At 66.0% G+C, this 16,447-nt stretch carries 15 protein-coding genes and 1 pseudogene; 6 read left to right on the top strand and 10 right to left on the bottom strand.

Features of this window, described 5'->3' with window-relative positions; all coding sequences use genetic code 11:
• Nucleotides 1–924: pseudogene (locus GRC12_RS29615) on the top strand (serine/threonine protein kinase); the annotation flags it as partial.
• On the opposite strand, the gene GRC12_RS29610 reads toward GRC12_RS29615, so the two are convergent.
• Both GRC12_RS29610 and GRC12_RS29605 read right to left on the bottom strand, forming a co-directional pair.
• A complete protein-coding gene (locus GRC12_RS29610; RefSeq protein WP_208782536.1) occupies nucleotides 896–1,501 on the bottom strand; it encodes a hypothetical protein in 606 nt (201 codons plus the stop codon). The pseudogene GRC12_RS29615 and the gene GRC12_RS29610 sit on opposite strands and share 29 nt — an antisense overlap.
• A 7-nt stretch (nucleotides 1,502–1,508) precedes the next feature.
• Nucleotides 1,509–6,080 (bottom strand): FtsK/SpoIIIE domain-containing protein, encoded by a 4,572-nt coding sequence (locus GRC12_RS29605; protein WP_208782535.1) that lies wholly within the window; start codon nucleotides 6,078–6,080, stop codon nucleotides 1,509–1,511.
• A 295-nt stretch (nucleotides 6,081–6,375) separates the two neighbouring features.
• Between GRC12_RS29605 and GRC12_RS29600 the strand changes: the two genes are divergently transcribed.
• The 5 genes from GRC12_RS29600 (at nucleotide 6,376) to GRC12_RS29580 (ending at nucleotide 9,825) form a co-directional block, all read left to right on the top strand.
• A complete protein-coding gene (locus tag GRC12_RS29600) occupies nucleotides 6,376–6,678 on the top strand; it encodes a WXG100 family type VII secretion target (protein ID WP_133043420.1) in 303 nt (100 codons plus the stop codon).
• A 119-nt stretch (nucleotides 6,679–6,797) separates the two neighbouring features.
• A complete protein-coding gene (locus GRC12_RS29595; protein WP_208782534.1) occupies nucleotides 6,798–7,115 on the top strand; it encodes a hypothetical protein in 318 nt (105 codons plus the stop codon).
• 3 nt (nucleotides 7,116–7,118) lie between these two features.
• Complete coding sequence (locus GRC12_RS29590) at nucleotides 7,119–8,519, top strand: hypothetical protein (RefSeq protein ID WP_208782533.1); 1,401 nt, start codon at nucleotides 7,119–7,121, stop codon at nucleotides 8,517–8,519.
• A 35-nt stretch (nucleotides 8,520–8,554) separates the two neighbouring features.
• On the top strand, nucleotides 8,555–9,217 hold the full coding sequence (locus GRC12_RS29585) for a hypothetical protein (RefSeq protein WP_208782532.1): 663 nt from the start codon (nucleotides 8,555–8,557) through the stop codon (nucleotides 9,215–9,217).
• Nucleotides 9,214–9,825: a hypothetical protein gene (locus tag GRC12_RS29580; RefSeq protein WP_208782531.1), complete on the top strand. Its 612-nt coding sequence runs from the start codon at nucleotides 9,214–9,216 to the stop codon at nucleotides 9,823–9,825. The genes GRC12_RS29585 and GRC12_RS29580 overlap by 4 nt, the downstream gene beginning before the upstream one ends.
• A gap of 87 nt (nucleotides 9,826–9,912) precedes the next feature.
• On the opposite strand, the gene GRC12_RS29575 is transcribed toward GRC12_RS29580, so the two are convergent.
• The 8 genes from GRC12_RS29575 to GRC12_RS29540 all read right to left on the bottom strand — a co-directional run.
• On the bottom strand, nucleotides 9,913–10,803 hold the full coding sequence (locus tag GRC12_RS29575) for a hypothetical protein (protein ID WP_208782530.1): 891 nt from the start codon (nucleotides 10,801–10,803) through the stop codon (nucleotides 9,913–9,915).
• 2 nt (nucleotides 10,804–10,805) lie between these two features.
• On the bottom strand, nucleotides 10,806–11,432 hold the full coding sequence (locus GRC12_RS29570) for a hypothetical protein (protein WP_244373945.1): 627 nt from the start codon (nucleotides 11,430–11,432) through the stop codon (nucleotides 10,806–10,808).
• 50 nt (nucleotides 11,433–11,482) lie between these two features.
• The gene (locus GRC12_RS29565) at nucleotides 11,483–12,358 is read right to left on the bottom strand and encodes a hypothetical protein (protein WP_208782529.1); all 876 of its coding nucleotides are present in this window, start codon (nucleotides 12,356–12,358) and stop codon (nucleotides 11,483–11,485) included.
• 49 nt (nucleotides 12,359–12,407) lie between these two features.
• Nucleotides 12,408–13,664: an enoyl-CoA hydratase/isomerase family protein gene (locus GRC12_RS29560; RefSeq protein ID WP_208782528.1), complete on the bottom strand. Its 1,257-nt coding sequence runs from the start codon at nucleotides 13,662–13,664 to the stop codon at nucleotides 12,408–12,410.
• A gap of 1 nt (nucleotide 13,665) precedes the next feature.
• Nucleotides 13,666–13,968, bottom strand: coding sequence for a hypothetical protein (locus GRC12_RS29555; protein ID WP_208782538.1), 303 nt, complete (start codon nucleotides 13,966–13,968; stop codon nucleotides 13,666–13,668).
• Between the two features lie 295 nt (nucleotides 13,969–14,263).
• The gene (locus tag GRC12_RS29550) at nucleotides 14,264–15,295 is read right to left on the bottom strand and encodes a hypothetical protein (protein ID WP_208782527.1); all 1,032 of its coding nucleotides are present in this window, start codon (nucleotides 15,293–15,295) and stop codon (nucleotides 14,264–14,266) included.
• Nucleotides 15,283–15,939 carry a hypothetical protein gene (locus GRC12_RS29545; protein ID WP_208782525.1) on the bottom strand — a complete coding sequence of 219 codons (657 nt, stop codon included), beginning with the start codon at nucleotides 15,937–15,939 and terminating at the stop codon, nucleotides 15,283–15,285. Before GRC12_RS29545 ends, GRC12_RS29550 begins: the two co-directional genes overlap by 13 nt.
• A gap of 218 nt (nucleotides 15,940–16,157) precedes the next feature.
• On the bottom strand, nucleotides 16,158–16,447 hold a 290-nt coding region (locus GRC12_RS29540; RefSeq protein WP_208782523.1), incomplete at its 5' end, for a hypothetical protein.

Raw genomic sequence — 16,447 nt, 5'->3', positions numbered from 1 at the left:
GGGGAGTTCGGACCGGCGCCGGTGATGGCGGGGGAGGGGAAGGCGACGGCCAGTGCCTCCCCCTTCGACGCCTCCCCCTTCGACGCCTCCGCCCTTGATGCCCCGGCCTCCGACGCCTCGGCCTCCGGAGCACTGGTCTCCGACGGCTCGGCCTCCGGAGCATCGGTCTCCGACGGCTCGGCCTCCGGTGCCTCGGTCTCCGACGCCTTGGCCTCCGGTGCCTCGGCCTCCGGCCCTTTGGCCGCCGTACCCGAACCGCGGGACGCGACTCCCGTGGAGCAACGGCCAGGCAGGGTCTCCGTGTCGGTGGCGGCGACATCCGTGCCGGGGGAGGGCGGACGCGGGCGGAAGCTGAGCTGCACCGTGGCGCTCGCGGTGGCGGGGGCGCTGGCGGCGGTGACGGTGGGATCGGTGGTCCTGTTCGACCAGTGGCGGAGCGGGGACGAGGACTCCGGGGCCAGCGCGGGCAGCAGGCCCCCGGTGCAGTCGGTGATGCCGAGCGCGGGGGCGAGTGCGGGGTCGAGCGCGACGCCGACTTCCGCGACGAGCGAGATGCCCAGGCCGAGTGCCGCCGCCGTGCCCGTCTCCTACCTCGGCACCTGGGAGGGACAGGCCACGGCGCTGAACGGGACCCTTCCGGTCGGCACCTTCCGGCTGACGGTCCACCAGGCCTCTGTGGGGCAGGAGTTGGGACGGCTCCGGCAGACCGATCAGCTCGGCGGCGTCTGCACCGACATCCTGTCCGTGAAATCGGTGACGAAGAAGGAAATCGTCGCCACGTCGGTGGGCGCCGCGTCCAACCACGAGGGCTGCAACCCGACCCCGCACACGGTGCGGTTGTCGCGGGTGGGCGACGACTTGAGGTACGTGTCGGACAGCGAGGCGGAGGGTCGGCCTACGGCTCGGATGTCGAAGGTGGGGTAGAGCGGTTCGCGCGCACGTACATCACGAGGGCGGCGATGATCAGTGCGGTCGCCGCGAGGGTGGCCAGGAGGCCGACCGCCCAGAAGTACGGGTACTCGACGTGCACCCAGCAGGGGCCGCCGCGGCTGTAGCAGCCGAAGATCCAGTCCTGTCGGCGCTTGGGGCGCCATGTCGCGCTGATCACGCCCGCGATCAGATATCCGGCGCCGAGCCCGGGGAGCGACCCGATCGCCCACGCCAGCGAACACAGCTTGCCCGCCTTCCAGTCCATGCGCGTCAGCGGGGCGACGAACGCCGCGAACGCCAGCGGCACACAGGCACCGACGGTGGCCGTGAAGGCATAGGCGCCACCCGGCCACGACGGGGCGAAGCGGCCCCAGATGTCCTGACCCCAGGACTCCTGGATGAGGATCAACGGGGCGATGAGGAGCAGGAAGACGGGGATCACCAGGCAGGCGAAGAGGCAGTTGCCGCGTTCTTTGCGCTGCTCCTCCCTCGGTCTGCCCGGCCGGTGCTCGTACCGCAGCGCCGCCCCGGCCGCCTTCCTGCGCCCCGGCTTCCTCGAACCCGTACCCACGTGACCTCTACAGCGGCGTCGTGACAGTGACGTGTTCACCGGTGCCCAGGTGCAGCATGCCCTTGCCCGGGGTGATCGGGCCGCCGACCATGCTGCGGTTGGTCCGGATGCCGATGAGCTCGCCGGAGCCGGACTCCTGGGGGGAGAGCAGGATGCCGCGGCGGGCCTTCTTCGCGTCGACCTGCCAGCCGGAGAAGCCGTCGCAGATCTCGTCCTCGTCACCGGCGATGACGACGGCCAGCCCCTCCTCGGCGCCTCGCTCCACGATCCGCTTGAAGACGTCCTCGGCGTCGCAGTCGTCCAGCACCTCGGCGTCGTCGACCAGGACGACGACCGGGTCCTCCGGCTTGGCCGTGTCGACGAGTTCCGTCAGCTCGTCCTCGTCGACGTCCCGGCCGGTGAAGACCTTCAACACGCCTTCCTGACCGTCCAGTTCGCGCAGCGGTGAGGGGCGCGGGGCCGCGACGACCAGGCGGACGCCCTTGCTCAGGTAGGACCGGGCGAAGCTCAACAGCATCGTGGAACGGCCGGACTTGGCCGGTCCGCCGATGACGAACGCCGGCACGCCCTGCGCCAGGTCCGGTCCGAACGCGGTGAGTTCGTCGCCGCCGACACCCGCGAGCGCCCACAGCGGGGCGGAGGCCGTCGCCGGGTCGCGCATGGCCCACGCGTCGTCGAAGGAGATACGGCTCGGCAGCACGTCCACCCGGAACGGCCGCAGCGAGCGCGGAACTTGGGCGTCCCGGGCGGCCGCCGCCTCGCCGATGGCGACCAGCGCGGCGTTCTGGCCCTGACCCGTGGTGTCCTCGGAGAGCAGCGCGAACTGCGTCTCGGCCGCCGTCTCGCTCCGGAAGGCGCGGCCCGGCGGGATCTCCTCGGGCACCTTGCGGGAGTTGATGTCCAGCATGGAGAAGTCGGCCCGGTCGGCGAGCCGCAGACCGTACTTGTCCTCGGTGAGGGAGGAGATACGGCCCGCCAGCAGCTGCCGGTCACCGGTGATCACGACATGCAGACCGACGCTCGCGCCCTCGCGCATCATCGCCATGATCTGGTCGGTCAGATCGCCGTGGTTGTGCTCGCCGAGCGTGGGCAGCCAGCCCTCCCAGCGATCCAGCAGCACCACGATGTGGGGCAGCCGCTCCTCCACGGAGACGGCCGCCCGCTGCTCACCGATGTCCGCGAAACCCCGGTCGGCCAAGAGCTCCTGACGACGGCTCAGTTCACCGGACAACCGGCTGATCAGCCGCTCGACCCGCTCCAGCTGGTTGCGGCTGACGACCGCACCGCAGTGCGGCAGCCGGGTGAGCGCGTTCAGGGCGCCGTTGCCGCAGTCGATCCCGTAAAGGTGGACGTCCGCACAGGAGTTGGTGCGGGCCAGCGAACCGGCGATGGTGCGCAGCACCTGCGAACGGCCGGTGCGCGGGGCGCCGGCGACGATGAGGTGCCCGAAGGTCGCGAAGTCGACGGCGACCGGACGCCGCGCCTGGTCGGCGGGCAGGTCCTCGATGCCGTACGGGGCGGCGGGCAGCGCACCCTGGCTCCGGGGGGCCGGCACGTCGTCCAGGAGCAGCGTCTCGTCCAGCGCCGGAAGCCAGGGCGAGTGCTGCGCCGGGATGCCGAGCGCCTGGTTGGCCTCCCGTACCGCGTCCACCAGCACCTTCAGGTCGGTGATCTCGTCGTCCTCGCGCGCCTCGGACTTGGGCTTGGCCAGCGCGGCCCGGCCCAGGTCCTGCCAGGTCAGCGGACCGGCCCAGGGCGCGAGCGTGGCGGGATCGGCGGCACCGGGGCGGCGGCCGCCGACACGGCCCGACTGGAACGGGATCAGCGAGGCGTGCCCGAGCCGGACGTACGCCCGACCCGGTGTGCTCTTCGCGATGTGCCCGGCGTCGGGCGCGTCGATGACGTCCGTCGACTCACCGGCGTCGGTCACGCGCAGCGCGATGCGGAGGTTGGTGTTGGCGCGGATCTCGGGGGAGACGACACCGGAGGGCCGCTGGGTGGCGAGGAGGAGGTGGATGCCGAGGGACCGTCCACGCTGGGCGATGTTGACCAACCCGGTGACGAAGTCGGGCAGATCGCGCACCATCGAGGCGAACTCGTCGATGACGATGAGGAGTCGCGGCACGGGCGGGTGCGACGGATCCCGCCGCACCAGGTCCTGGTAGTCCTCGATGTCCTTGGCGTCGGCGGCGGCGAGGATGTGCTCGCGGCGCTTCAGCTCGGCGCCCAGCGACTCCAGGGCGCGTTCGACGAGATGGGCGTCCAGGTCGGTCACCATACCGACGGTGTGCGGGAGTTTGACGCAGTCCTTGAACGCCGAGCCGCCCTTGTAGTCGACGAGGACGAAGGTCATGTTCTCCGGCGTGTTCGCCACCGCCAGCGCGGCGACGATGGTCTGCAGCAGCTCGGACTTACCCGAACCGGTCGTACCGGCGATCAGTCCGTGCGGGCCGTCGCGCCGGAGATCGATGCCGAAGGGGCCGTCGTACGACTCACCGATGACCGCCATCGTCGACTGGCCGCCCATCCGCCACCGCGCGGCGATCGCGTCCCGCGTGGGCGGCTCCAGTTGGAGCACGTCGAGCAGCCGGCTGGAGCCGGGCAGCGCGGAGTCCTCGGTCTCACCGCTGATGTCACGCAGCGGGGACAGGGAGCGGGCGAGCCGCGCACACCAGGCGGCGGAGACGAAGTCGGGCCGTACGTTCTTCTTCCGCAGCGCGCCGGTCTGCTCGACGCGCAGCCGCAACTCGGGTGCCCGGGCGGTCTGTTCGTCGGCCTGAACGGCGCTGGGATGCCAGGCCTGGAAGGAGGGAAACCCACCGACGGCCTGCTGCGCCACGGGAGTCGGCTGCCCGCTGCTCTCACTCTGCCGGGGCTCGGCGACCACGAAGGCCTGGCACTCACCGGGCAGGAACCGCTCCTCCTCGTCCAGACAGATCGCGTAGATCGCGACCGACGGACCTTCCCGCAGCAGTCGTACGACACCGGGCATGGACCGCAGCCGCCGCGACCCGTCCCATACGACGACGATGTCCGGGTCGGAGAAGGCGGGCCCGTCCGTCTTGCCGCGCCCGCCCTGCTTCAGTGCCTTCTGCCGGGCGTCGAGCAACTGCGTGAGCTCGCCCACGCGCGCACCCACGGTCTCGGAGTCCGTCCCGATCAGGACGTTCACGTCCTGTCCGCTCGCCGGGCGGGAATGCGGCAGCCAGCGCACCCAGTCCCAGCGCTCACGGGCGTCGTTGTCGGTCAGGACGTAGAACTGCACGTCCATCGGGCTGTGCAGCACGGCGGTCTGCGCGACGGCCCAACGCCCCATCGCGGGCGCGGAGTCACCGGGCCCGGCGACGCCGATCACGCCGAGTTCCCTCAGGGGGAGCGCGACCGGGGCGTCCTCGATGAACCAGCGGACCTTGCGCTTGTGCTCGTCCTGCTCGGGGTCGTCCAACTCGACCTCGGAGGGGACGCGTCCGGTGCCGAAGCGGATGAGGAGATGATCGGCGTCAGTACGTCTGCGCTCCCACAACCGGGTGCGCGGCCCCGTCCCGGTGGCGAGGACGGCGGCGGGGTCGGGCACGGCCTGCCGCCGGTCGGCCCGCTCGGCGACCAGCGCCTCCTGGGCGTCCTTCTCGATCCGCGCCTTGTGCTCCTGGTACTCCTTGCGCTGCTTGGCGTGCGACTTCCGGCCGTGCTTCTTGTCCATGAAGTAGTTGCCGAACAGCATGACCGGGCTCATCAGAGCCATGATCAGGTAGTACCAGCGCCCGAACATCATCACGGACACCACGGCACCGACCAGCGGCAGCAAGGCCATCAGCCAGGGCAGCGGCCGGGCCTCGTAGTCACCGGGCGGGTTCGGAAGCGAGAACGACGTCTGCCGCTCGGCGGGGCGCAGCCGCGGGGGCCGGTTGTAGTCGAGCCCGGCACCGTCGTCGGACCACTTGAGAGCGGCGTTGGGCGGGGAGTAAGGGACCAGCTCGAGAAGGGAGTTGCCGAGGGCGAGCTGAGATCCGAGTGGCCAGTCCCCACCGCCGAAGTCCTCACCGTCGAGACGAACGACGCCGTCCTCGTCCTTCTTCTGGACGCTGACCTGACAGGTGCCGTCGATGGCGATGGACAAGGTGGCGGCACGGGCGGGGAGTTCGGGGTCGTCGACGCGGATGTGATCGGCGGGACCGCTGCCGATGTCGTACCGCCCGACACCGAGCCGGTGCACGGCGCCGGCGGCGGGACCGCCGGCGACCCGGAACTCGACGACGCCGGTGGGTTCACCGAGGATGCACCCCGCGGGGTCGTGCAGGCTGACGACGACGCCGTCACGGAGGGGGGAGTTGACGACGGTGGCACTCGGGTCGACAGCGTATCCGTCGACGTAGGCGAGGGGGGCGGAGCCGCTGCCTGTGCCTGTGCCGGTGCCTCGGTGGGTGCCTATCGGGATGACCTGCGCGTCATCGCCGCCCCAGCCGACGTGCCTCGCCAACTCCTGCGCGATGGCGCCCACCGTGGACTCCGGATCGGCGTCGAGCACCACGTCGGCACTGGCACCGCCGAGCGGGTCGACGACGGTCAGACTCAGACGCACGCTTCGGTCCCCCAACACACCGGAACCACCGAGCGCGGTGGCTCCACTCAACACAGTGACAGCGACAGTGACAGTGACAACGACTGTGACTGTGACCTTAACCGTCCAGCCTTTGCCCGGCGCAACGGATGTGCACCGGTTCACGATTCCCTTGCATGAGGCCCCTGCGGTCCCATGGGTCACACCCGTAAGATCTTTGCTCGTGCGGACGGCCGCCCAGCCGCGGAAGGCCGCGCATCCGCCAACAGAGCCACGGGGGAAGGCCCTGCGGCCACACCAACGGGAGGGAGCCGTCATGGCCGGCAAAGACACCGATCTCACATATGCGGAGATGGAGAAGGTCGCGGGCGACCTGATCAAGGACATGCACGAGCTGGAAGACCGGATCAAGAACATCGAGAAGCGCGTCTCCGCCCTCGTGGAGAACGGCTTCACCACCCAGAAGGCCTCCGGAGCGTACGACGACTCCATGAAGGACTTCACCAAGGGCGCGACGAAGACGATCCAGGGCCTGCACGGGCTGTCGGACTTCCTGAAGAAGGCCAAGGAAGCGTACGAACAGCTGGACGAGCAGCTGGCGAAGCAGGCCAAGGGCTAGTAAAGTCCGCTGCCGGTCTGTGACTTGGGGTGCGATGGGGCGCTGGTGCGTCCCATCGCACCTGTGTTTTTGGCCTGTCTCATCGAACTGACAACTGACACTTTGCACACGGGGGCGCCATGGGTGGCGAGAGCGATCACACGCGGCTCGACCTAGACGCGATCAGGAGTATGGGAAGTGGACTCAGCGGCATCAAGAAGGCGTTCGAAGGTCTCGAGAGCCTGACCCATAAGTATGACGAAGACTTCGGCCACGGGGATCTCTCTGCCAAGTTCAATGATTTCGCTGATAACTGGAAACTCAGTCGCGATAGGCTCAAAGGAGAGGTCGATACCCTGGCTCAGATTGCCAAAGCGGCAGCGAAGGCCTACGAAGACATCGATCACCAGTTGGCTGAGGCGATTCGTGGGGCCCAAGACCCGAAGAAGGTGAAATAGTCCATGGCCGGACGGCCGCGCGACTGGCACCCGGTCGCGGACAGCGACCCTATTCCTGGCGATCCTGACCGCATGGCGGCTCTGGGAAAACAACTGCGCAAGACTGCGGATGAACTTGAGCGGCAGATCCGGAACCTCAAGGCTGTAGCCGAGGTGGATGGCTGGGATAGCAAGGCGGGTAAGGAGTTCCGAGAGAAGGCCCGAGGAAACGTCAAGAAACTCGAGGCCGCCTTCAAACGGTACGACACGGCAGCCGAGGCCATCGGCGTGCGAGTAGACGAGGCGGGCGGTGGCTACCAGGACAAACTGCATGCCAGTCCACGGAATTATGCCTCCGATCTCAATCGCGCCCAGGAAATCGCTGATGGAGCTCTGAAGGACGCCAAGGACGCTGATGAGCGTAAAGGAGCGGCTCAAAAAAGTCTCGACGGTCTTTCGGGCAAGGATAAAGAGAAAGATCAAGCAGGTAAAGGCCGCAAGGATCTTGAGGCCGAGCGAGATGCTGCTGGCGATGAGATCGCGGCAGCACGCGAAAAGATCAATGAGGCAAAGAGGATCCGCGACAATGCGGCCAAGCGGGCGCTAGAATCCATTGACGCGGTGATCAACCACGACTCCCTGAAGGACGGGTTCTGGGAGACCCTCGTCGCGGACGTCGCGGAGTTCACGTCATGGGTTGCCACGGTATGCGGGATCCTGTCTCTATTGGTGGGCTGGATTCCAGTGATTGGCCAGGCCCTGGCCGGTGTACTGGGCGCTATCGCTATGATCGCCACGTTGATCAACTTCGTGGCCACGTTCGTTCAGGTCCTTCAGGGGAACGCCGAGTGGATGGATCTCGGGCTTGCTGCGGTGGGTTTTCTTCTGATGGGGGTCGGCAAGGGATTCTCCAAGATTGCGGGGAAGTTCGCCAAGGGTGCTCTGGGTAGACTCGGCAGGGCTGGGGCGGCACGGACAGCACGTCAGATCGGTAGAGCGAACAAAAACCTTCGGAAGACGGCTGCTGATCGGCTCACCCTGGGTAGGGGAGACGTATGGAAGTCACTCAAGGAGCCTTTTACGGAGCCATTCTCGAAAGCGTGGAGTGACAACCTCAAAGTACTCAGGCCTCTTAGTGGAAATTACTTGCGTGCTGGGCAGGAGCTTGCGGCCCGTGGGGGCGGCAGCGGATTCATCAATACACTTAAAGGCATTCCCAAGTCACTTTCCATGGCTGATCCTGGTGTCGCATCAGACCTGAAATCAGTCAAGTTGGGGACGGCGTCTCTGGGTGGCCAATTCGACACCAATGCGCTCAATCATATCTCCAAGTCGGCCAGTCGTCTGTCTGTCGTAGGGGCTGGCATTACGCTGGGCGGACTGGGCTTGGATGGAAACCTTCAAAAGATCGTCGGCCTTGGCTGAGCCGACAACTCGAGCCCGATTGGAAGGATCTAAAGATGGCCGCGCCGGATGAGCTTCCCCCGTTGGTCGAGCCCTATGAGTGCACCTTTGACTTCCAGCCAGGCTGGGTGGATCTGACGCTCCACCAGAGCACTAAGGCGGAGGCTAGGGCCCTTGCCGCCGAGATCGTGAAGCGTCTCAACCCACTCTCATTGGAGATCGAGAACAGCGCAGTTTTCGATGACCTGGCCGATCGTGCGATCGATCTAAATGCGAACGCCCCTACGCTTGCGGCGGCTTACTACTCCGAAGCGGGGGAAGCTCTCGCCAACCTGAGGGTCGATGGCTATGGCGATGAAGGTGTCCCGCGTCCTGGCGCAGATGAGGTGATTCCGCTGATCTTGCAGTGGGAGAACGCAGAAGTGGTGGGAAAGCCCGATATCAGACATGTCGAGTTGCCGACCGGACCTGCAGTCCGGGTTCATGCCATGCTCAAGGTCAAGCGCATGTTTGGCTTTGGCCGAAAGATGGCGGAATTTATCAAGTATGTTGTTTTTCCACCCGAAATGCAGACTCTCATTGTCGTCACGGTGGAGTGGGAGAAGGTCGCTCTCACCGAGTACATCACTGAACTGGCCGACGAGGCGGTTCGAACCATGCGAATCACCCCACTTGCCTCGGGTGGCACCACCAATACCGCCGGGGGAGGCAGGGGATGAGGTCGGCCGACCAGTTCACGTCCGCCCCGAAGAACTACAACGTCGTCGTCCCGGATGGCTGGTTCCAGGTTTCGCTCGATCCGGATGACCGCGACAGGAGCATCGTTGCTCTTGCCGAGCTGACGTTTCGTGGTGTGGACAACGCTCCTCACATCAAGCAGGAGTTCATGCGGGACCTTCAGCGGAAGGCAAAGGACGCTTATCGAGTTGGCGGAACCGAACTCTATCTCTCCACGCTGACCGTGGGACCGGTTCCCCTGGCGTCCTCGCTCCTTATCAGCGTGCCTGGGCCTGAAGAGTGGCCACAGACGTCGGACGCCGATGAACTGGCGGAGCACCTGCTCGGGCAGAACACGGGCGGGGACCGGGAAGTCGGTGTGGTGGAGTTGGCCGTGGCCGGCAAATCCGTAAGGTACCGCTGTCGCGAAGCTGCCGATCCTGATCGGCAGATGGGTAACACCTTGCCGTCCACGACTCTCACTTACTACGTGCCCATTCCGACAACAGTGCGTTGGCTGCTGCTCAACTTCTCGACTCCAGTAGATCCACTCGCCGACCAGATGGTGGAGCTCTTCGACGCCGTGGCGGGAACGCTGCACTGGGAGTGAGCGACGATTACGCAAAAGCGATCCGCGGCGGGGTCTGCGGAAAGCTGACGAGGCTTCTGCCTTCCGTGTGCATCCCCGCTGTTGAGCTCAAAGGTCGCCTGGCTGCGGCTTGGCCGCTTCTCCGGACGGGCCCATCAGGATCGAGTGGGTCTCGTGGACGTCTTTTGCCGCCTTGGACGGGACCCGGACCTCGACCATCACGAGGCCGCTCGGGAGGCGGGTGAGGAGTGGAGACTGGGCGCCCGTCGGGAGTTCGGTGAGGAAGCGGGTCAGGCGGGCGCGCTGGCCGGTGGACAGGTCGCTTTCGGACACCGTGCGGACCGTACCGAAGAGCAACTGGCACAAGCGCTCGGCGCTGTCGGGGTTGCCGGTGAACAGGCGGATCCAGGATCGGTCGGTGAACGTCAGCCGTACATCCGCTTCGACTTCGCTGTACTTCATCTGCCGGGCCTCGGCGATGACGTCACGAGGGAACTCGGCCAGTTCGTCTGCCTTGTCCAGCGTGCCGCTTCGGGTTCCGAGGAAGAGCAGGCGTCGGCTCGTCAGGACCAGGTCGGTGCTGTAGCCCTCGGGGCGGCGCGCGGGGTCGAGTTGCCAGGGGACCGTACGGGCCAGGGTGCCGGGCGCGGCCCACATGACAGGGAAGTCCTCGACCTCGTTCTCGGGCTCCTCCGGCTTACCACGTACCTGCACGTCGCCGAAGGGCGAGCCGGCGGCTCCGCCGATGTTCGCGATGATGTTCGCGATCACTGGGATTCCAACGAGGAAGGCACGGCCCGTGCGGCGGGCGACGCGGTCTCCGGCCGTGTGCAGAGAGTAGGTCGGACCTTCGGGCCAGCCGGCCAACTCGGCCTGGATGTCGTTGCGATCGGGATCGCGGAACCAGCGGGATCCCGCGACGGCGGGGGCGATGCCGGTAGCGAACTTGCCCGTAGTGCGGAGCAGGAGATCCTCGTCGCGGTCGGGATACCAGTCCATGCCTATGCTTCGCCGTTCTCCGGTTCACGCGGCGCTTGATTCGATCGCCGGTCGGCGAAGGAGACCGTCTGCAGTACGGCCGTCGTCATGTCGCAAAACTCGCCCCAGTACCCCATCGCCGCCGTGTCGATGGTGAAGACGGCGGTGAAAGGTCCTGTCGGGAACGGTATGTGGACCTGGATCTGACCGGTGAGGAGTTTCGTCGGCTCACCACTCGCCGTGATGTCGGCGCTGAGGGTGAGTTCACGCAGCGTGATCCGGGAGACGGCTGGGCCACAGGGCAGATCGAGCCAGCGGGCGTCGTTCATCGGGTCGGCGGACAGCGCCGCAAGGATGCCCTGCGCGGCGATGTCCGGGTCTGTATGGTCGGAGGCATAGGCGGCCACAGTGAAGGCGCAGTGAGCGACGCCGCCGGTGTCCAGAGCGAAGAGGCCGAAGGCGGAGAAAGCGAGTCCTGCGGTTGCCATGGTCTCCGTCAGGAGTTCGTAGAACGGCGCTGCCGACTGCCACAGGGCGTCGTCTCCGCCGGGGTAGAGACCACGCACGAACTCAGCGGCGGCCGTGGGCCGTTCTTCCGCGGAAGCATCCACTGGGAGGGCGTGGATGCCGTCCGGGACGACGAACGCCATCGGCGGGATGATCTGTGCATCCTGTGTGGCGCCCAGCAGAACTGCTTCCGTCACTTCGTCTCTTCTTTCGGCATCACGTCCTTGCCGGACGGAGACAGGTAGCGGGTGAGGACTTGGAGCGTGCCGTTGGAGAGCGGGACCTGCAACTCGACCGCCACTGTGCCATCGGAAAAGCGGTCCAACGACGGAGGTTCGGTGACCGGCAGGACCGTACCGACCGAACGGGCAACGCTGAGCGGAGGATCTGCCACGAGTTCTGCGACGCGTTCGCGCTGTTGTGGAGTGAGGGCAGCCTCCGTCACCCGTTCACGCTCTCCTCGGAACTGGCCTACTAGCTTGGCCGCGTTGCCGACTTTCCAACGAGTCCAGGAACCATCTGTGAAGCGAACTCTGACATCGGACCCGTTGGCGGGGTATGCCATTTGGTCGATGGCGGTGACGGACGCCCTGGGGACCTGCCACAGCTCATCGGCGGGAGCCAGCCCGGCGGAAGCATCCACACCCAGGATGATCAGGCGCCGATCCGTCAGCACGAGCTCGGTACGGTACTTCCTGGGCTGACGGGCTGGATCCAGCTGCCAGGGAAGCGTTCGGGCGATGGTGCCTTCTGCCGCCCACATGACCGGGAAATCGTCCACCTCGTTCTCGGGCTCCTGAGGTTTGCCCGGGCTGCCCGGCTCATCGACCAGGCGGCCGCTGGGAACGTGGATGTTCCCGATCATGTTGATCAAACGGGGGATTCCGAGCAGCGCGATGTCCAGAGCGCGTACGCCGGCTTGGTCGGCCTTGCCCCGAGGAGTGAAGCCCGGGGCAGGAGGCCAGCCGGTCAGTTCGGCTTCGATGTCACGCCGTTCGGTGTCGCGGAACGAGCGGAGACCAGCCACCCGCGGCGCCAACCCGGTGGCGAAAACGACGTTGGCCCGCATGAGCAGGCTCTCACCCGGAGGCGGGTACCAGTCCACAGCCCGTGTCCTCTCAGTGCGCTGTCGCGGAGTCCTGGAAGCGATCCCCGGGATTCATCATCTCGCCGATATGCGACGGGATCGAAAATGCCTTGGGAAGGATCTTGATGGTCGCATCGATTCCCCGGCCGAGCTTGCTCATGGAGTCGATGTTCTTCAGCCCTGGGATACCACCGGTGCCGAGCAACTGACCGTTACGAATGTTCTTCTCCGCAAGAAGGCTGATGCGGTTCATGATGCCGCCCTCGGTGGAGATGTGACCGCCCGCCTTGAGGCCGAAGAGGCCGATTGTCCGTCCTTTGACGGTGAAGCTCACAGCGCCCGCGACGTTGTCGCCGACGCCGACGATGTTCCGTCCGATGGTGCTGACACCCTTGAAGCCGTCACCCAGTTCTGCTGCCCGTGCTGCGGCGACGGCTCCGTCGGCGACCTTGACCCCCTTGGCGAAGGCGCTGATGCCCGGAATGGAGCCCAAGGCGTCGAAGCCGATGTTCATCCAACTGACATCAGCACCCGCAGCCTTGGCGACGAGGTGAGTCACCAGCGCGAGCCCGCTGCTGACGACTGCCGCCGCGGCGAAGATCGCGCCGATGGGTTCGAACGGCGCGGTGAGAATGGCCAGCATGCCGAGGACCCCGCTCAGATCGCTGAGCAGGTCTCCGACCAGCTTGATCATGTCGGCGTGGTCCTCGAGCCACTTCCCCGTGGCGTCCCACGCATCCGAGATCCCGTTCCCGAGCTTGTCCCAGAACCCAGGTTCGTCGGGTGCGATGTCGCCGGCCTTGTCGAGTTCCTTGCTTATCTGCCGGGCTGCCTGCCGGTACTCGTCCTCCAGTTCGTGGACCTTCTGGATGACGCCGTCCACGGCGCTGGAGGCTTTGGCCAGATCGTTGCTGCCCTTGCCGTCGGCTTTGGCCTCGGCTTTCGACTGTGCGTCGAGCTTCTCCCCGGCGGACTTCTCCAGCCGGTCCGCTCGGTCCTGGAATTCCTGGAGTTCGTTGGCCCAGCGGTGCAGGGCGCGGGAGGCCTTGTCGAAGGAGTCGTGGCTCTTACGTATGAGAGGGGTGACGTCTTTGCCTATGTACTCGGTGAAGGCGATCGCAGTCTTGCCTTTCCAGGCGCCGCATTCGATGCGCTCCAGCTCACCGAGCGCTGTGCCGAGTTCACCCGCCAGCTTGCCTATCTGCTTGGCCAGATCACGGGTGTCCTCCACGCTTCCCGGCGTGGGGTCCCAGCCTATGTGCGGAAACGCCGGCCGCTGCCCCGCCACGTCACTTGCCCTTCTGCTTCGGGGCCTTGAGTGACTCGGCCAGGTCGAGGTCGAGCTTGCCGAAGCTCTCTCCGATCTTATTGATCATCTTCACGGCGCCCTGGGTGTGCTTGCCGAGCTGCTTGATGCCGTAGGCCCAGTCGTCGGCGAAGTCGTGGACATCGTCGACGAGTTTGCTCTCGCCAACCGCCGTGGCGTCGGTGTTCTTGAGAGTGCGGCGGGTGGTCTCCATGCGGTCGCTTATGGAGGAGAAGGTCTTCTTCAGGTCCTGGAAGACGGTGTCTTCGAGCCGCAGGTCACTCACGATGATCACTCACGATGCGTTTCGGATGGGGCGGACATGGGACTTGGACGGAACCCCGCGCTCCGGTCGCGCTGTGCCCGCTTCGCTGGAGCGAAAGGGGGGGCAGGGCGGCCCCAGGCGGAAAATCAGGCCTGGTGATCTTATGGAGAACGCGCAGGCAATCGAACTCAGCGGTAGAACCTTGAATGTTGTTTGGGTGGCCCATGATGGATCATTTGCTGAGTCTTGACGAATCTCGATGGGCCCGGTTTCGGAGGTGCTGGGCGGCCGTGGTGAGTCGGCCGCCCACCGCCAATCAGCGGTTGACGGCTTGGATTTCCTGGACGGTGACGTTCTGGGTGGCGCCGAAGGTGCCGTCGGGCAGGTTGTCGCCGGTGCCGTCTGAGCCGGTCCAGTGGATCTTCCAGGTGATGGTGGCCTTGAGGGGGTAGGTGCCGTTGCCCGAGGAGCGGAGGTACTTCACGCCGCAGGGCGGGGTCTGGTTCGCCTTGCCCTTGGCGTAGGGTTCGCCGATGTGGCCGCCGTTGATCTGGCAGACGCCGGTTGCGGGGTAGGTCTCCGCGTCACTCGTGCCCGGGTCGATCTTGAGGGAGACGGGTTCGGCGGTGGTCGTCGCGGAGATGCCGAGTACGGGGACCGAGGCGGTGACGGAGACCGGCTTGAACTGGGCGCCGTCGAGCCATGCCCAGGTCGGCAGGTTGACCTTGGTGGCGTTGGCCGGGGCGAGGGTCACCTTGGTGCTGGGGACGCGGATCTCGTTGTAGGCGAGTTCGGCGAGGATCTTCGGCGTCACGGCGTTCTGGACGTTGGCCGGTGGGGGATCGCCCTTGTCCACCCAGAAGATGGGCTCGGTGCACTTGTCCCAGCCGGGTGGGAAGCTCTCGTTGACGTACGAGTCCCACCAGTAGCCTTTGCCGTCCTTGTCCTGGTTGAAGTCCTTGTACGGGTGTCCGTTGACGTATCTGTCGCGTTGTTGGGAGTCCCATTGGTCGCCCGTCGACCCGGCCTCCCAGATCGGCTCCAGATACGCCTTGAGCTGCGCAGGCGAGTACTTCGGGGCGTACCAGCAAGCCGGCGGGGTCCAGGGCGTGGTGGAGGTGACGGGGCCTACGGAGCTGCCGGAGCCGTTCTTGGAACGGTCGTAGACGATGACGCCGACTTTGGACGAGAGTGTTCCGTCGTCGCTGGCGTTTCCGGTCTCTTGAGTCTGTCCGGCTGTGCCGTCGTCGCCCCGGCCGCCGGCGTAGGCAGCCTGCGCGGTGAGTAGGGGAACGCAGACCAACGTGAATGCGGTGGCGACCCTTGCCAACTGGTTTACGGCTGGCATGCCTTGTCCCCCCGGTTCGACACGATGTCCGTGGTCTGCCAGACACCCTGAGGATTTTTGGAGAGCGAGGTGTGATAAAGGACGTAACTGTCAGCCGATGTTGGCGTCTTGTCGACCTTTCCGGTCCTCTTGTTCTTCAGGAACGATTTGCTCTCGTCAGAGCAGTACGTGACGTAGGCCTGACCGTCTCCTGACAGGGTCACCTTGCGGTCGAAGTAGCGAGTTTCACCGATCCAAGTGTCGTTCTTGTCGATGTAACCCTGCACAAACGTGATCGCCGAGCTAAGTGCCTTGCCTGAGTTGTAGAAGCCGAGAGCTTCTGCGTCCGTGCTCCCCTTGAAGATTGCATCGTCCATCGAGTTGACACTCATGGCGCTGTCTGCGAGGACCGCGTCCTTCGTCGTGTCGCCCGTTTTCTGGTCTTCGAAGACGTTCTTGGCATAGGAGGGAAAGCTGATCTTCGGACGATTGGCTTTGCTCGGAGCGGATGTGCTCGGAGCGGCCGACGTCTTCGTGTTTCCGGTATCGGCCCCCGCGATCTTGTCGTTGGCCTTGGAGTTGTCGCCCCCGCCCCCGCAAGCCGTCAGCAGCAAGGCTGCGGCTGCGGTGAGCGCGGCGGCAGCGGGCAAAGTGCGGCGCTTCATCTGGTGGGCTCCCCGTGAGACTGAAGTACGTCAAGGGTACGAACGCTATCGGTGGGGTTCCTGGTTTCGCCAGAGCGAACTTCCCTGCGAACTTGCACAAGTCGGGACGTAACGGCCCTTGCGGATTGGGTCGTGTCCCGATGTGCTCCAACTGGCGGCGGACCCGGACGCGTTCGCCTATCGCGTCCGGCTCTGCCGATGCCAGGGATTTCGGATCGCTATCGCGGCTTGCTGCATCTCGGGCACGCGCACGGCGGATACGCCGACGTACGCGGCACCGGCTCCGCGCGGCCGCCGGCCACGATCTCCAGCCTGCCGCTGTCAGCCGTCACGGCTCCGCCCGCGTCGAGCGTGTAGATGCGGAGCGTCAGGCGAGAGCGGCGGTGGGTGGAGTCGAGGAGGTCCAGGGCGTCCTGGCGGGGTGGGTAGTGGGGGGCGCATTCCTGGCAGGCGTAGACGTTGAAGCCGGGGCCTGTTGGGGCGTGGACCTGTCTCTTATACACACCTG

Source organism: Streptomyces griseorubiginosus, assembly GCF_017614965.1.
Lineage (GTDB): Bacteria > Actinomycetota > Actinomycetes > Streptomycetales > Streptomycetaceae > Streptomyces > Streptomyces griseorubiginosus_B.
The sequence above is the reverse complement of the archived record's forward strand: the minus strand, read 5'-3'. Positions and strand labels throughout refer to the sequence as shown.

Coding starts and splice junctions, on each gene's coding strand:
- GRC12_RS29600 (WP_133043420.1), top strand. CDS start 6,376: ATGGCCGGCAAAGACACCGATCTCACATATGCGGAGATGGAGAAGGTC.
- GRC12_RS29595 (WP_208782534.1), top strand. CDS start 6,798: ATGGGTGGCGAGAGCGATCACACGCGGCTCGACCTAGACGCGATCAGG.
- GRC12_RS29590 (WP_208782533.1), top strand. CDS start 7,119: ATGGCCGGACGGCCGCGCGACTGGCACCCGGTCGCGGACAGCGACCCT.
- GRC12_RS29585 (WP_208782532.1), top strand. CDS start 8,555: ATGGCCGCGCCGGATGAGCTTCCCCCGTTGGTCGAGCCCTATGAGTGC.
- GRC12_RS29580 (WP_208782531.1), top strand. CDS start 9,214: ATGAGGTCGGCCGACCAGTTCACGTCCGCCCCGAAGAACTACAACGTC.
- GRC12_RS29575 (WP_208782530.1), bottom strand. CDS start 10,803: ATGGACTGGTATCCCGACCGCGACGAGGATCTCCTGCTCCGCACTACG.
- GRC12_RS29570 (WP_244373945.1), bottom strand. CDS start 11,432: ATGGCGTTCGTCGTCCCGGACGGCATCCACGCCCTCCCAGTGGATGCT.
- GRC12_RS29565 (WP_208782529.1), bottom strand. CDS start 12,358: ATGCGGGCCAACGTCGTTTTCGCCACCGGGTTGGCGCCGCGGGTGGCT.
- GRC12_RS29550 (WP_208782527.1), bottom strand. CDS start 15,295: ATGCCAGCCGTAAACCAGTTGGCAAGGGTCGCCACCGCATTCACGTTG.
- GRC12_RS29545 (WP_208782525.1), bottom strand. CDS start 15,939: ATGAAGCGCCGCACTTTGCCCGCTGCCGCCGCGCTCACCGCAGCCGCA.